This is a genomic window from Tepidanaerobacter sp. EBM-49 (genome assembly GCF_001896645.1).
GTDB classification, from domain to species: Bacteria; Bacillota; Thermosediminibacteria; order Thermosediminibacterales; family Tepidanaerobacteraceae; genus Tepidanaerobacter; species Tepidanaerobacter syntrophicus.
Window position 1 is genome coordinate 1 of sequence record NZ_MPPE01000032.1, and the last position, 15,677, is coordinate 15,677.

A 15,677-nucleotide genomic window follows, 5' to 3' on the forward strand; every position below is an offset into this window, starting at 1 on the left:
ACTCCAAAACCTCCAAAGAAAGTTATAGAAGTTTTTTGGGGTAAATCAAAGCCGAATGAATTAATTTAGATAAAATTCCCTTGAAAATATGATCTTTATATGATATCATAACTCATACTCAATTCAAAACTTAAAAATTTTAAAAAACGACCTTCAGGGCGGGGTGAAATTCCCCACCGGCGGTAAACTCGAGAGAGTAAGCCCGCGAACTCCGATGTGGAGCCGATTTGGTGCGAATCCAAAGCCGACAGTATAGTCTGGATGGAAGAAGGTTCATTATATTTTTATAGATCTATTTGCCCTGGAGAATGTATTTTCCGGGGCATTTTTATTTTACATAAAAAGCGAGGGATTTTATGGAAACTGATGAGTACTTTATGCAAAGGGCATTGGAACTTGCAGAAAAGGGTAGAAAAACAACGGGAGAAAATCCCATGGTAGGTGCAGTTATTGTAAAAGAAGGCAAAATCATAGGAGAAGGTTATCATAAAAAGGCTGGAGGACCTCATGCAGAAATAGATGCTTTAAAGGAAGCCGGACTTAATGCAAAAGGAGCAACTATTTATGTAAATTTGGAACCTTGCTGTCACTATGGGAAAACGCCACCTTGCACTGAAGCACTGATAAAAGCCCAAATAGCAAGAGTAGTTGCGGCTATAGAAGATCCCAATTTCAAAGTTGCCGGAAAAGGGTTTTCGCAATTGCAAAATGCCGGGATAGAAGTTTCAGTAGGTGTTCTAAAGGATAAAGCATCAAAGTTAAATGAAGTTTTTATTAAAAACATTTCCGAGCAAATCCCCTTTGTGACAGCAAAAATAGCTCAGAGCATTGACGGAAAGATTGCCCTATCTTCAGGAAAGTCAAAATGGATAACATGTGATGCTGCCAGAAAAAGGGGCCATGAAATAAGAAGCATGTATGATGGTATTTTGGTAGGTATAGGGACGGTTTTAGCAGATGATCCAATCCTTGACTGCCGTCTTGCAAATAACTCGGCAAGTCCGGTGAAGATAGTCTTAGATTCATCGGCTGCAATTCCTATAGAGTCAAGACTTTTACAAAGCAAGGGCAAGGTTATTTTAGCCACTACAGCGCAGGCTGACAAAGGGCGTTTGAAAAAACTTGAGGAAATAAGCGTAGAAATTGTAACGACATCTCAAGATAAAGTAAACCTTAAGGAACTACTGAAAGCTCTCTACAATAAGGGAATTTACAGTATTTTGGTGGAAGGAGGCGCCCGGGTATTTACTTCATTTCTTATAGAAGGGCTTTTGGATAAAATAATAGTTTTCATTTCGCCAAAGATCATCGGAGGTGATGGCAAAGATTATGTAGGAAATCTTTTTCTAAGGGAAATGAAAGATGTATATGATTTTTATATTGACCATGTGGAAAAAGCCGGTGATGATGTGATGCTTGCAATGTATCCTAAAAAATGAAAGGAAGGTGTCAAGTGTTTACCGGAATTATAAAAGAAGTTGGAGAGATATCCAATTTGCAGCATAAAACCAGCGGAGCTATGCTGCAGATTTCCTGCAAGAAAATCCTTGATGGCCTTAAACACGGTGACAGTATTGCGGTAAATGGTGTATGTCTTACCGTAAAAGATTTAAACAAAGCTGGATTTTCAGCTGATATAATGCCTGCGACCTTAGAAAGCACAAATTTAGGGAAACTTCTGCCAAAAAGTAAGGTAAATCTTGAAAGAGCTTTGAAGGTATCAGGCAGATTAGACGGTCATATTGTTCAAGGGCATATTGATGGGGTTGGCGCTATTTGCGAAATTAAAAAGAGTGATGAATTCTTTACAATCCATATTGCTGCAAAACAAGAGCTTTTAAAATACATAGTTTTAAAAGGCTCAGTAGCTATTGATGGAATAAGCCTTACAGTGCAGGAGGTAAGAAGTGAAAGTTTTGGGGTTTCTATTATTCCCACTACTTTAAACAGCACTGCACTCGGCTCTAAGAAGCCGGGTGACCTGGTAAATATAGAAACGGATATTATAGGTAAATATGTTGAAAAGTTTTTAAGGCAAGAGAAATGCAATGAAACAATGACCATGGAAAAACTTATTTCTCTTGGATACTGAAGAGATAGGGGAGATTAGATTGAAAAACAATTTTTATTTTAATACCATAGAAGAAGCCGTTGAAGATATTCGTATGGGCAAGATGATAATAGTAGTTGATGATGAAAACCGCGAAAACGAGGGAGACCTTTTGATGGCAGCTGAAATGGCAAGCCCACAAAGCATAAACTTTATGGCGACTTTTGCCAAAGGTCTTATTTGTGCGCCGATTACCGAGGAAAGGGCAAAACAATTAAAGTTTACACCTATGGTAGAAAAAAATACTGACAATATGGGGACGGCTTTTACTGTATCAGTGGATCATATTGGCACTTCAACGGGAATTTCGGCATATGACAGAGCCCTAACCGCAAAAGCATTGACATACACCAAGGCAAAGCCTGAAGATTTCCGGCGGCCGGGCCATATTTTTCCGCTTGAGGCAAAACCCGGCGGAGTGCTGCGAAGAGCAGGCCATACCGAAGCTGCGGTAGATATGGCGAACCTAGCAGGACTTTACCCGGCAGGAGTTATTTGCGAGATCATGAAGGACGATGGCAAAATGGCAAGACTCCCTGAACTTATGGAATTTTCGAAAACACACAATATAAAAATTATTACCATTGAGGAACTGATAAAATATAGAAAAACAAGGGAAAAGCTTGTTGAAAAAATTGCCGAGGCAGACTTACCAACGGATTACGGTTATTTCAGGCTTTACTGCTACGAAGATATCATAACAAAGGAAAACCATGTAGCTTTAGTTAAGGGAGATATAAACGAGGAAGATACACCCCTTATAAGGGTCCATTCCGAATGTCTAACAGGAGATGTATTTGCCTCTCGCCGATGCGACTGCGGACTACAATTAAAAAGCTCATTAGAACAGATTCAGCGTGAAGGCAAAGGCATACTTCTTTACATGCGGCAGGAGGGGCGAGGGATAGGTCTTGCAAATAAGATAAAGGCATACAGTCTGCAGGATAAAGGTCTTGATACCGTAGAAGCCAACGAAGAATTGGGCTTTGCAGCAGATCTTAGAGATTATGGCATAGGCGCTCAAATACTAAGGGACTTAGGCATAAGAAAAATGCGGCTTTTAACCAATAACCCAAAGAAACTCATTGGGCTTTCGGGATACGGTCTTACTGTTACGGAATGTGTTCCTATAAAAATAAAACCTAATGAATATAACATGAAATATTTAGCTACAAAAAAAGAAAAAATGGGCCACTGGCTTTAAAAACAGGGAGGAGAATGTTACATGTCAAAAATAATCGAAGGTAAACTTATAGCCGAAAACTTAAAGTTCGGAATTGTTGTAAGCAGATTCAATGATTTTTTTACAAAAAAACTGTTGGAAGGTGCCGAAGATACACTCATACGCCATGGCGCAGCAGAAGAAGATATTGAAATTGCATGGGTGCCGGGAGGATTTGAAATTCCCCTTGCTGCAAAACTTATGGCCGAGAGTAAAAAGTATGACGCGGTTATATGTCTTGGAGCTGTGATACGGGGAGCTACGCCTCATTTTGAATATATATCCTCTGAAGCTGCAAAAGGTGTGGCACAAGTATCCCTGCAAACCCAGGTGCCAACAATCTTTGGAATTATAACCACTGACACATTAGAACAAGCCATCGAAAGAGCAGGGACAAAAGCAGGAAACAAAGGAAGCGAAGCCGCCCTTAGTGCTATAGAAATGGCCAATCTTAAAAAGCAGTTGAATTTCTAAAAAAATAATTAATAAATTAGACCCATTTTATTGAAAAGTAAGATGGGTCTTTAAAATACAAACTTTAATTATTGCCCGTATTTCCATGGCTACCGCTGTTTCTGTGATTTACCTGATATATGTAATATGCTATGGCAAATATTGCACCCGCAATAATTGGATCTACGTTTTCTACATATCCTGCAACATCCATGCCGATTACATCTCCGCCTAAACGCCCTTTGACCTGGTTATCGGCAATTTCAATATTTACTTCGAATCCGATTACAGGGCCGCCGCATCGGCCGCATACGGAATAACCTCGAGTTTCAAGATCTAAGTCATAACCGTCAATCACTCCACCTATTCGCACCGAGAGAAAATCAGGGCCAATTTTTCCTTCAATATTTTTTCCGACTATTGCCCCGCCCACTCTCCCTGCTATAGATCCTTCCTCCATAGAGTAGTTTGCATTTATATCATTTCCAAGAATTGCGCCGCCAATTCTGCCGGAAATCACACCATCTTCAATACTGGCATCCACATCATATCCGCCTATAGCACCGCCGATTCTTCCCGAAACTTTTCCCATCACAATCTTTTCTCCTTTAGCTATGTTTAAATTTAAATTGAAACTTTGTAATCTGGTACAAATGTCTCCAGAACGTACAGCAAGTATATTGTATAACATATAGCCTAACAAATAAAGGTAACAAATTATTGACTTTTTAGTCAGCCGATGCTATATTATTTGTGCCAATCTTAAAGAATTTAGAAGGATTTTTGCAAGCAGTAACGAAATATAAATATAAGGTCAATTTAATTTTTATAGTTAGGAACAATTCTATTATAAAAAAGAAGACCAGGCTTGTCGTAACTGCTGATGCGACAAGATCGGGGGAGATGATAATTATGAAACCAATTTATGTGGCAATCGTTGGGTTGAGCAATTATTTTGGCGCAAAGATATTTAAGCCGGGACAGTTCTTGCGACTTGTTAAAGATTTTGAAAACGATTATGACGGTGAGGCTATTATGGCGATTTTGGAGCCGGTGGGTGCCGTAGGATACGTGGCAAACAGTGCGCATACAGTTCCCCTTGGGTGCTATAGTGCCGGCAGACTTTATGATACGTTTGATACTTTTGCCTATGGAATCGTGCGATTTGTTACGAAAGAGGTAGTTATAGTTGAAATAATAGAGCAGATGCAAGTTGAAATTTATGTAGATGGAGAGGAATCTCTATTTAATGATAACATCGATGAAGACGAATAGTATCCTTAGCGTTAACTGCAATATTTTTAGGGATAAGAATTAAGTTCTATCCCTATTTTTTTATTGCGAAATAGTTGAGCTTTCAAAATTCCTTGAATTATCATTGCTTACAAAGAAGGAAAAAGATGGTTTTTATAGAATATATATCTATAAAAAGGTAATTTTACTAAACCTGAAATTATTATGAAAGAGGGGGCTTTGATGAAGTGGTTCTATAATCTTAATACAGGCATAAAAATCCTTATTTTTGGTATCATTATGTGCTTATTCATTCTTGGCACAGATTGGTTTGGCCTTCTGCAGCTTGGTGCAATAAACAGTAACGTGGATACAATGTATGAATGGATGCTGATTCCAATAACAAATATCGAAGATGCCAATGTAGCTTTTTCTGAGATTTATGCAAATGGTTTAAGCATGGCTGTTGAGAATGAAACTGATGCAAAGAGCAAGATTCAAGAAAATCTAAATACAGCTGAAGAAATTATAAAAAACTATGCAGATACTTATCTGCTTTCAAGCGATCCTGCAACTGTGGATATGCTTACAAAAGCAGGCAGACAAGATATTCTTGAAACAGAGGCAACCTCCGTAAATTCGTTAAGTACTCAGATGCCAAAACTAAAATCTGTTTTAGAAACTTATTATCAAAGTCCGGATCTGACTATATGGAAAAACAAAGCTGCACCATTAATAGATGAAATGCGAACTGACATGGAAAATTTAGTAGCAATAAATAAAGATGCTGCAAGCATTTTAGCAAAAGAATCTTTCGATAAATACAATACAACGAGAAATTTGGTTTTAATGATGATGGCTTTCTCGTTTGTAATCGTTCTTATCCTTACATGGTTTATCAGCCGATCTATTACCAATCCGCTTATCGCTGCTACAAAACTTGCCGAGGTAATTGCTACCGGTGATTTATCAGTTAATGTTCCGGAGAAATTTCTATATAGAAAAGATGATATAGGAAAATTAGTCAAAGCCTTTGATTTAATGATACGAAATACCAGAAATATGGTTTCCCAAGTATTAAGCGATGCAGAGGAAATGAGCGCTGAAAGCGAGGAATTATCAGCAACAGTGGAAGAAGTTGCTTCTCAAATCGAGACGATCAACACTGGTACCGTCCAAATTGCTGAAGGGATGGAAGAAACAAGTTCTTCTGCAGAAGAAATTAATGCTTCAACTCAAGTAATACTTGGAGCCACAGAAGGCCTTGTAGAAAAAGCGCAAGAAGGAAGCAAGGCCGCAGATCAAATTGAAAAACGCGCCAATGAAATGAAAAACAGCGCTATACAATCTAAGAATGAAGCAGAGTCGATTTATAGCGAAAAGCAGGACGAAATTATAAAAGCCATTGAAGAAGGTAAAGTCGTAGAAGAAATAAGCAAAATGGCTGACGATATTTCCCAAATCGCAGATCAAACAAATCTTTTAGCACTCAATGCCGCAATCGAATCTGCTAGGGTTGGTGAAGCAGGTAGAGGATTTGCAGTAGTTGCGGAAGAAGTTCGAAAACTGGCCGAACAATCGGCATCCTCAGTAGCAAATATTCAAAAAATCATAGAAAAAGTTCAGAGAGCATTTAAAAATCTTTCTGGCAGCGCAAACGGCATACTCGATTTTATTGACGAAAAAGTTAAAACAGACTACAACGCTTTTGCTGATATGGGAGGACAATATTTAGATGATGCCAAAATGGTAAAACAACTGACTCACCAGTTTTTAACAAGCACTCAGGAAGTAAAAGTTTCTGTGGAAGAAATTAGCAAAGCAATAGAAAATGTGAGTGCTACCACAGAAGAAGGAGCTGCCGGTTCTTCGCAAATTGCAGAGAGCGTATCTCAAACTGCTGCAGCTATTGATAACGTAGCAAAGGTTGCCGAAAATCTGGCACATCTTGCAGAAAGACTAAACGAAGCAGTACAGAAATTTAAAATTTAATTGAACAACAAAAACAAGGGTCGCTCTTACAAGGGCGGCCCTTTATGATATAATTTCCTTAAAGATAACTACATTTGATTATTGAGGTGGATAGGTAATGAAAGCAGTCGTATTTACCGGCGGAGAAATAAAAAATTATGAAAAAGTTAGAAAATATACAGTGAACACTGATTTGATAATATGTGCCGACAGCGGCGTGCGGCATGCATTTAGTATGAACGTGAAACCGGATATACTTGTAGGAGATTTAGACTCAATCAGCTGTGAAGATAGAAAAAAAATTGAGGAATTAGGAACGAAAATTGTGAGATTTCCAAAAGAAAAAGATTACACAGATACAGAACTTGCAATTTGTGAGGCGTTAAAAATGGGGACAAGTGAAGTGGTGCTTCTGGGTGCTCTTGGCGGCAGGCCTGATCATAGTCTTGCAAATATATTTTTAATGGTAAGCTTTAAAGAAAAAGGCTTGGAACTAAAACTTGCAGACGAAAACTGGGAAATGTTTGTTATTGACAAAAAAGTTGAAATACCGGGGGAAAAAGGCGATATATTATCTTTAATTCCCTTAACGCCGAAGGTTCAAGATGTTAAGACTGGCGGGCTTTATTATCCTCTAAAAGGAGAGACTCTTGTTATGGGACCTGCTCGCGGCATAAGCAATGTATTTGTTGAAAATGTAGCTACAGTCAGCATAAAAGATGGGTTGTTGCTTGTGATAAAACTTACAGAACCAAAATCTTAGAATGGAGGGATTTAGTGGCTAATTCAAGAATAATTGAGTTGGATTTTATGCGAGCATTTGCCATATTAATGGTGCTTGTCCTACATGTTTCAGCGGCTTATGTAGCATATAGTCCTCCTGAAAGCCATGTATTTTACATAGGACTTATATTAAATCAGTGGTCGCGAATTTGCTTGCCATTGTTTGTTTTTGTTTCGGGTTTTGGAATATTCTACGGATACGGCAGTAAAAAACTTAATCTTAAAGACTTTTACCTTCAAAGATTTAGGGCTGTATTCTTGCCATATCTTGTCTGGAGCTTTATATATATGATTTTAAGGGATATATTCAATCTCTCCTTTACATTTATAGGTTTACCTTTAAAACAGGCTTTTCTCTCATATTTAGAATGGACTTTAAAAGAAAACATACATACTCCTATTTGGTTTGTGCTTATGATTATACAGCTATATCTCGTATTTCCTTTTCTTTTAAAACTAGTGAAAAGTGTAAAAAATCCATTGCGCTTTACAGCGGTGAATTTTGCCATCTACTTTTTCTTAACTATCTATTTTAGAAACTTTATGACCATGAGCGGAATTACAATAATAGATTGGCTGCAAAGGTATTACTCTGTAAATTTTGTAGGATGGTATTTCTATTTTATTCTTGGGGGAATTGTGGCAAAGGATTGGAAAAAAGCTAGGAGGCTTGATTTAAATAAATTGCGCATTGTAATGATATATATCATTACCACTTGTTTTGTAATAATTGAAGCTTACATAGGCTTTATAAATTATGGACAGACACACCTTGAATCATATACTTCACTTCGTCCAATGGTTTTAATCAATTCTATGGCTGCAATACCTGCATTTTACCTGTTTGCTCAATCCTTAATAAAATACGGGAAAATAACGAAACTATTGAATAATATTTCAAGATATTCATACGGCATCTTCTTTATACATCCCCAAGTTTTGACGATTGTAAAAATAATTGTAGGTAAAATATTCGGTACATATACTACACGTATTCTTCAGCTAATTTTAGTATTTTTGCTAATATTAGTATGCTCGTATGCTATTTGTAGAATTATAGATAAGACAAGACTTAGAGGAATTTTGCTGGGATTAAGCAATAAAAAACCAAGGCACAGTAAAACTTTTTACAATAGCCCGCCGTCTATATAGTGAAAGATGACACAAGATACGTATCTTGAAGAGGGGAGAGAACTACGGTAAATGCACAAAACTTGCTTAGAGGATACAGTTGCAGCACATATAATCGAGTTTAAAGAGAGGTACTACAGATTGGCTTATAGCTATGTTAAAAATAGTGAAGATGCCATGGATATTGTTCAAGAATCCATTTATAAAGCATTTTCATCACTTGATTCTTTGGAAAACCCAAGCTACATAAAGACGTGGTTTTACAGAATTGTAGTAAATACTTCAGTGGATATTTTACGTAAAAGAAAAAGAGAAATTTTAGCAAATGAAACCTTTTTATCCTCCATTGACGAAGGCGAATATGACAGCTATGAAAATTTTGATTTAAAGACAGCTCTTGACAGTTTACCTGAAAACTATCGAACAATAATTATCCTTAGATATTTTGAAGATTTAAAACTGCAAGAAATTGCTGATGTTTTGAACGAAAATGTTAATACTGTCAAAACTCGCCTATATGCAGGTCTTAAAAAGCTCCGCATTGCAATGGACGAGAAAAACGAGGAGGTTCTAATATAATGGAAAAAGGTCTCAAAGATTTAAAAAATGAATATCTTGATATTCCCATACCTGAAGAACTGGATTTTGTTGTTAGAAAAGCCATAAAGGAAAACAGATCGCTTAAACCGAAAGAGAGAAGTAGTTTTAAGAAAACAATTATTGCAGCAGCCTCTGCGCTTATTATTATGGCAACAGTTACAGTGGGCATAAATACCAGCCCTGCTTTTGCCGAGACCCTTTCGAAAGTGCCGATTGTGGGCGGCATTGTTAAGGTTCTCACCTTTAAGGAATATACATTAAATGATGAAACTTTCAACGCGGACATAAAAATTCCTGAAATTAGCGGATTAAAAGATGAAGAATTGCAGAAGGCATTAAATGAAAAATATCTTGAAGAAAACGAAAAACTGTATCAACAATTTATAAATGACATGGAAGAAATGAAAAAAAACGGAGGCGGGCACTTAGGAGTAGACAGCGGCTATGTAATAAAAACAGATAATGACAGAATATTGTCTGTTGGCCGGTATGTGGTAAATACGGTCGCGTCGTCGTCCACGACCTTTAAATATGATACCATAGACAAAAAGAATGAGGTTCTAATCACGCTGCCCAGCCTATTTAAAGATGATAGCTATATAAATATTATAAGCGAAAACATAAAAGAGCAAATGATTAAACGGCACAAAGAAGATGAAAATATGATTTATTGGGTAAGCGGTGTTGAAGATGAAGACCTCATAGAACTTTTCGAAAAAATATCCAAAGATCAAAACTTCTATATCAATAATGATGGCAAACTCGTAATCTGTTTTGATAAGTACGAAGTGGCCCCGGGTTATATGGGAGTCCAAGAATTTATTATCCCTACAGAGGTTATATCAAATGTTTTGGTAAGTAATGAATATATTAAATAAAGATTGATTTTTAAAACAGCCCCGCACTTTCCAGCCTTGAATCCTTAAAAACATGGCTGAGAGTGAGGGGCTTATTATTAATTATTTATTCCTCATCGTAAATTTTTACGTTATATTTTGCAAGGGTTGTATGCCAATTCTCATCTAAGGTTTTATCTGTAATTATGGAATCGATTTGTTGAAAGTTGCATATATGGTAAAAAGACGTTCTTCCAAATTTAGAAAAGTCAGCGATTACGAAAGTCCTATCAGCTCTTTCGATTACATGTCTTCTTACTTCTGCAAGATATTCATTTGAATCAGTAATTTGATTGTCTAAAGAAATTGATCTGCAAGATATAAACGCGATGTCTACATAATACTGTTTTATTGAATTTATAGCACCAGGTCCTATGAAAGACATGGAACGCTGAGAGAACTCCCCTCCGGTTCCTATAAGCTTAATGTTGTCGCAGTTTGACAACATACTTATTATTTTTAACGAATCTGTAAGAACAGTTAATTTCATTTTACTTATAGCTTTTGCCACATATGCCGCAGTAGTCGAAGAATCTAAAAATACTGAGTCACCATTCTGAATAAACTTTGTACACTTCTCAGAAATTGTTTTTTTACTTTTTACATGATTTGCTTCGCGTAAAGAGTAATCTATCTCGTTTAAAGTTCCTTCCTGGATAAAAGCACCACCATAGGTACGGATAAGCAAACCTTCTTTTTCCATTGAATTAAGATCTCGTCGAATTGTTTCTTCGGTAACATTAAAAAGTTTTGAAAGCTCTGCTACTGTTACACTCTTTTTTTCTGCTAATATTTCTTTTATACCATTCTGCCTTTCGATTGATAGCATAAATACGCCTCCGGTTCGTATGTTTTAAGCTATATAGATAAAAGTAATTAATATTTTCTTTAATTTAAAATATACCAAACAGATTTTTATTGGTCAAGAATAATTTCTGTTTATGTTGTTTTTAAGGAGTTTTATTTAGAAATAAGTATCAAAACAAAAATAAATATACTAACAATATGATATAAATTAAATAAAACAAAAGCATAAAGGAGAAAAATGATAAAAAATAGGATAGAAAACAACATAAATACATTGACAGCAGACATTAGTAGTGATAAGATTTTGCCAACGTTGAAGATAGAGTAAATAGAAAGTAATATAAATTGTTAGTAATTTTAATCATTAATAAAAAGTTTTGTGTGGCACATTTTATATTTTATAAAACTAGGAGGTATTATATGTTACTTGAAGCAGCACGAAAAGAGATAATAGATTATGGGAAAAAACTAATTGAGTCAAAATTGACCCGAGGTACCGGGGGAAACATTAGCATGTGTGATCGAGAAAAAAATATCATGGCTATAACTCCTAGCGGTATCGATTATTTTAAAATTGAGCCTGAACAGATTGTCTTAATCGATGTAGAGACAGGAGATATTAAAGAAGGAGATACCATTCCATCAAGCGAGTGCGAAATGCATCGTATTTTCTACAAATACAGAGAAGACGTTAATGCAGTTATACATACCCATGCAACTTTTGCGGCCTCAATTTCTTGTTTAAATCAGTCGCTTCCGCCTCTTCATTATTTAGTAGGTTTTGCCGGGCTAAACGTAAGATGTGCACCTTATGCAACTTATGGCACTGTTGAACTTGCTAAGAATGCTTTTGAAGCGATGAAAGATAGAAAAGCCTGTTTACTTGCAAATCATGGCCTGCTTGCAGGAGGAACAAGTTTAGCGGAAGCGTTTGCAGTGACAGAACAAATAGAGTTTTGTTGTGAACTGTATTACCGAGCAAAATCTATAGGAGAACCTGTTATTCTGCCTGAAGATGAAATGATAAGAGTAATGGAAAGATTTAAGAACTATGGACAGCGAGTAGACAATTGCGAGAAAATATAGTGCAAATCCGAGGAGCTGAAGAATTGTGAAGGCATTATTAACCGCTGAAGTAAGCCAAGAAGCGAAAGAACTTGAAGCACTTCTTGAAATAGTTTATGCAGGTTGGTACAAAGACGGTGTGATCTTGACGGAAGAGCAAATGTCAAACCTTGTTGCAGCACATAATGTTGATATTATTATAACGAGCTATGATCCAATCACAAGGAAAGTAATAGACAGCTCTCCAAATCTTAAACTGATTGTATGCACACGCTCTAATCCTGTAAATATAGATGCAGAATATGCAGCAAAAAAGAATATTTTAGTAAGCTATGCCCCGGGAAGAAATTCAATCTGCACAGCAGAATATACTGTCGCAATGATGCTGTCTATTACTCGAAAAATTCCAATGGCCTATGCGGCGTTAAAGAGCGGAAAACACACTAAAGATATTGAGGAAAATAATAAAACGAAACCAGTTGAAGGATTGCGCCGTGATGTAACATGGTCATTAGGGATAGATACCCCTTATGTTTTGTATAAAGGAAACCAACTCTACAAAAAGACATTAGGCATAGTAGGATATGGTACAATCGGGCAAAGAGTAGGCCAGCTATGTAAAGCATTCGGGATGAACATTTTAGCATATGATCCTTATAAATCAACTTCTGAAGATGGTGCAATTTTTACATCAACCCTTAAAGAACTTGCTGAACAAAGCGATATTATAACAGTCCATTGCAAAGATACTCCTCAAACATACCACATAATTGACGAATCGGTATTTAAAAGTATGAAAAGGACAGCCTTTTTTATAAATACTTCAAGGGGCGCCATAGTAGATGAAAATGCGTTAATTAATGCGCTACTTAATGATGAAATAGCCGGAGCAGCCCTTGATGTTTTTGACGAAGAGCCTATACCCAAAGATCATCCATTTATTACAAAGTGTAATAATGTTGTAATTACCCCTCATCTTGCCGGGGCAACTTACGAAGCCATTGAAAATCATACAGAACAATTACTAACAGATATAAAGCATTTTTTAAATCATGAGCCGCTAGAATACGAATATAAAGTATAAAATAGCTACCATCCAAAAAAATAAAGTAAAAAGTAATAAGTAAGCAAAAATTATAATTTAGGAGGAGAAAAAATGCTCAAGAAATTAATAGTATTGCTTTTGACTGTTGTGCTATTAGTTACTGTAGCCGGTTGCGGCGGTGGAAGTACGCAACAGGGCTCCCAAACCGAACAAAATGGAGCAGCTTCAAACGAAAGTGGCGACAAGGAGCCAATTAAAATCGGCTATATTGGAGCTCTTTCCGGTGAGACGGCACTATGGGGTCAAGCAGGTTTAAATGGTATGCTTCTTGCCGAGAAAGACATTAATGATGCAGGCGGCATTCTAGGAAGGCAAGTTAAGGTCATATCTTATGATGGCAAGGGCGAACCATTAGATTCAGTTAATGCACTAAACAAATTAATTGATCAAGACAAATGTGTTGCTGTAGTCGGAACAAACTTTTCAAGTTGTAATATACCTATGGCATCAGTAGCTGATGAGAAAAAAGTTCCCGTAATTGCTACAGCTGCTTCAAGTCCGCTAGTTACAGTAGATGAATCAGGCAAGCTTCATCCTTATTCTTTTAGAATTGGATTTACAGATCCGTTCCAAGGCAGAGTAATTGCCTCTTATGCCTATAAAGAATTAAACATCAAAAATGCTGCCATATTAACAAATATTGCCGATGCTTATTCAACAGGTATTACTCAATATCTGATAGATGAATTTACTAAGCTTGGCGGCAAGATAGTGGCGCATGAAAATGCTTCGTCAGGCGATAATGACTTCCGTGCACAACTTTCAAAAATTAAAGCTGCAAAACCTGAAGCTCTTTTCATTCCGTGGATATATAAAGATGTGGCGCTCATAGTAAAACAAGCAAGAGAGCTTGGCATTGACTGCGTGTTTATAGGTGCTGATGGATGGGATTCGCAGGATTTGCCTAAACTTGCAGGAGATGCAATCGAAGGCGGCTATTTCTGCTCACGCCCGGGATTCAATACTCCTGAAGCAAAGAAATTTGCCGAAAGATATCAATCAGTCTATAAGATTACACCTGAAGCTGAATGCTTGTTCGGATATGATGGACTCATGTGGATTAAAGATGCTATCGAAAGAGAAGGCGCTGCAGACAGCGAAAGTATTAGGAAAGGATTAGAGTCTACAACTAATTTTACAGGGCTATTAGGAAAGATGTCAGTTGATCCAAAGACACATGATCCCGTAAGAGATGCAGCTATTTTCAAAATAGAAGGCGGACAAGTAAAATTTGTTCAGATTTATACTCCTTAAAATAATTTTAGAAACTTAAACTATCCAATTAAGTTATGTTAATTCCATGCAAGTTTATTTACTTGCATGGAATTAACAATAATTAAACATGAATTACAACATTCGTCATTTTACAAAATAGATATTCAATTAAAATAAATAAATTCCTCAAGTACATGGGAGTGGTTGCAATATGTTTATTCAGCAATTGGTTAATGGTATCTCGGTTGGCGGTATTTATGCTTTAATGGCAACGGGATATGCATTAATATATAGCTTATTAGGATTTTCTAATTGGGCACACGGTGATGTTGCCATGATCGGGGCTTATATTGCGATACAGTCTGTACTTCTTGCTAATATGCCGCTGCCGTTTGCAGTTATTATAGGTGTGGCAGGTGCAGGGTTTTTCAGTTTCCTTAATGAAAAAGTAGCCTATAAACGAATAAGAGATAATAATTCACCAACTATGTTCTTGATGATTGCCGCAATGGGATTGTCCATAATTTATCAAAATGCTGCTTTGAACCTTTTTGGCTCAAAGTTTAAAATATTTCCAGGCTTATCCGCCACTTCCTTTAATATGGGTAATGCAACTCTTGGCTTACTAGATGTTATATCTCTTGCTGTATCATTAGCATCCTTAGTAATTTTAGATATAACAATAAATCATACTAAACTTGGCTTAGGTATACGCACGGTAGCTTCTAATCCCTATACAGCTAGTTTAATGGGGATAAACATTGACAGATATTTTTCCATAGTATTCCTTGTTGCGGGGATGTATGCTGGCTGTGCCGGAATATTGTTGGGAATGAAGTACACTGTATATCCGACGATGGGTAATGTCGCGTTAAAAGCTTTTATTGCTTCCGTATTAGGTGGTCTAGGAAGTGTCCGAGGAGCCATAGTAGGTGCATTGATAATAGGAATAATGGAAGTTATGGTAACTGCATATCTGAGCTCGGGTTTGCGAGATCTTTTTACGTTTGTGTTACTTATAGTTATATTACTTGTAAAACCCTCCGGACTAATGGGCGTTCAAGTAGAAGACAAAGCTTAAAAGAG

Annotated in this window: 16 protein-coding genes and 1 riboswitch; of the genes, 14 read left to right on the top strand and 2 right to left on the bottom strand. The window is 36.7% G+C overall.

Going from position 1 to position 15,677, the window contains the following annotated elements; all coding sequences use genetic code 11:
- Positions 1–145 precede the first annotated feature (145 nt).
- Positions 146–277, top strand: a riboswitch (FMN riboswitch).
- A gap of 79 nt (positions 278–356) precedes the next feature.
- The 4 genes from ribD to ribH all read left to right on the top strand — a co-directional run bounded on the left by ribD (position 357) and on the right by ribH (position 3,806).
- Positions 357–1,439, top strand: a complete 1,083-nt coding sequence (ribD, locus tag BUE08_RS04990) for a bifunctional diaminohydroxyphosphoribosylaminopyrimidine deaminase/5-amino-6-(5-phosphoribosylamino)uracil reductase RibD (RefSeq protein WP_213996578.1) — start codon at positions 357–359, stop codon at positions 1,437–1,439.
- Between the two features lie 14 nt (positions 1,440–1,453).
- A complete protein-coding gene (locus tag BUE08_RS04995) occupies positions 1,454–2,092 on the top strand; it encodes a riboflavin synthase (protein ID WP_213996577.1) in 639 nt (212 codons plus the stop codon).
- 73 nt (positions 2,093–2,165) lie between these two features.
- A complete protein-coding gene (locus BUE08_RS05000) occupies positions 2,166–3,314 on the top strand; it encodes a bifunctional 3,4-dihydroxy-2-butanone-4-phosphate synthase/GTP cyclohydrolase II (RefSeq protein WP_353682088.1) in 1,149 nt (382 codons plus the stop codon).
- Between the two features lie 21 nt (positions 3,315–3,335).
- Positions 3,336–3,806, top strand: coding sequence for a 6,7-dimethyl-8-ribityllumazine synthase (ribH, locus tag BUE08_RS05005; protein WP_013778900.1), 471 nt, complete (start codon positions 3,336–3,338; stop codon positions 3,804–3,806).
- A gap of 64 nt (positions 3,807–3,870) precedes the next feature.
- Here ribH and BUE08_RS05010 read toward each other — a convergent pair whose 3' ends face one another.
- Positions 3,871–4,377 (bottom strand): hypothetical protein, encoded by a 507-nt coding sequence (locus BUE08_RS05010; protein ID WP_213996477.1) that lies wholly within the window; start codon positions 4,375–4,377, stop codon positions 3,871–3,873.
- Positions 4,378–4,697: 320 nt separating this feature from the next.
- On the opposite strand from BUE08_RS05010, the gene BUE08_RS05015 reads away from it, so the two are divergent.
- The 6 genes from BUE08_RS05015 to rsiV all read left to right on the top strand — a co-directional run bounded on the left by BUE08_RS05015 (position 4,698) and on the right by rsiV (position 10,381).
- Positions 4,698–5,060, top strand: coding sequence for a DNA-binding protein (locus BUE08_RS05015; protein WP_213996447.1), 363 nt, complete (start codon positions 4,698–4,700; stop codon positions 5,058–5,060).
- A 201-nt stretch (positions 5,061–5,261) separates the two neighbouring features.
- Entirely contained in the window at positions 5,262–7,010 is a 1,749-nt protein-coding gene (locus BUE08_RS05020) for a methyl-accepting chemotaxis protein (RefSeq protein WP_213996449.1), read from the top strand.
- A 97-nt stretch (positions 7,011–7,107) separates the two neighbouring features.
- Positions 7,108–7,752 carry a thiamine diphosphokinase gene (locus BUE08_RS05025; protein ID WP_213951039.1) on the top strand — a complete coding sequence of 215 codons (645 nt, stop codon included), beginning with the start codon at positions 7,108–7,110 and terminating at the stop codon, positions 7,750–7,752.
- Positions 7,753–7,766: 14 nt separating this feature from the next.
- Positions 7,767–8,924, top strand: a complete 1,158-nt coding sequence (locus tag BUE08_RS05030; protein WP_286680505.1) for an acyltransferase — start codon at positions 7,767–7,769, stop codon at positions 8,922–8,924.
- Positions 8,925–8,975: 51 nt separating this feature from the next.
- Positions 8,976–9,482, top strand: coding sequence for an RNA polymerase sigma factor SigV (sigV, locus tag BUE08_RS05035; protein WP_213996452.1), 507 nt, complete (start codon positions 8,976–8,978; stop codon positions 9,480–9,482).
- Positions 9,482–10,381 (top strand): anti-sigma-V factor RsiV, encoded by a 900-nt coding sequence (rsiV, locus tag BUE08_RS05040; RefSeq protein WP_213996453.1) that lies wholly within the window; start codon positions 9,482–9,484, stop codon positions 10,379–10,381. Before sigV ends, rsiV begins: the two co-directional genes overlap by 1 nt.
- A gap of 85 nt (positions 10,382–10,466) precedes the next feature.
- Here the strand turns inward: rsiV and BUE08_RS05045 are convergent, their stop codons facing one another.
- On the bottom strand, positions 10,467–11,228 hold the full coding sequence (locus tag BUE08_RS05045) for a DeoR/GlpR family DNA-binding transcription regulator (protein WP_083497737.1): 762 nt from the start codon (positions 11,226–11,228) through the stop codon (positions 10,467–10,469).
- A gap of 398 nt (positions 11,229–11,626) precedes the next feature.
- Here BUE08_RS05045 and BUE08_RS05050 point away from each other — a divergent pair, with 398 nt between their 5' ends.
- The 4 genes from BUE08_RS05050 (at position 11,627) to BUE08_RS05065 (ending at position 15,672) form a co-directional block, all read left to right on the top strand.
- Positions 11,627–12,292, top strand: coding sequence for an L-fuculose-phosphate aldolase (locus BUE08_RS05050; protein WP_213951052.1), 666 nt, complete (start codon positions 11,627–11,629; stop codon positions 12,290–12,292).
- Between the two features lie 25 nt (positions 12,293–12,317).
- The gene (locus tag BUE08_RS05055; RefSeq protein ID WP_213996455.1) at positions 12,318–13,355 is read left to right on the top strand and encodes a 2-hydroxyacid dehydrogenase; all 1,038 of its coding nucleotides are present in this window, start codon (positions 12,318–12,320) and stop codon (positions 13,353–13,355) included.
- Between the two features lie 72 nt (positions 13,356–13,427).
- A complete protein-coding gene (locus BUE08_RS05060) occupies positions 13,428–14,630 on the top strand; it encodes an ABC transporter substrate-binding protein (RefSeq protein WP_213951054.1) in 1,203 nt (400 codons plus the stop codon).
- Between the two features lie 172 nt (positions 14,631–14,802).
- Positions 14,803–15,672: a branched-chain amino acid ABC transporter permease gene (locus BUE08_RS05065; protein ID WP_059033537.1), complete on the top strand. Its 870-nt coding sequence runs from the start codon at positions 14,803–14,805 to the stop codon at positions 15,670–15,672.
- Positions 15,673–15,677: the final 5 nt, after the last annotated feature.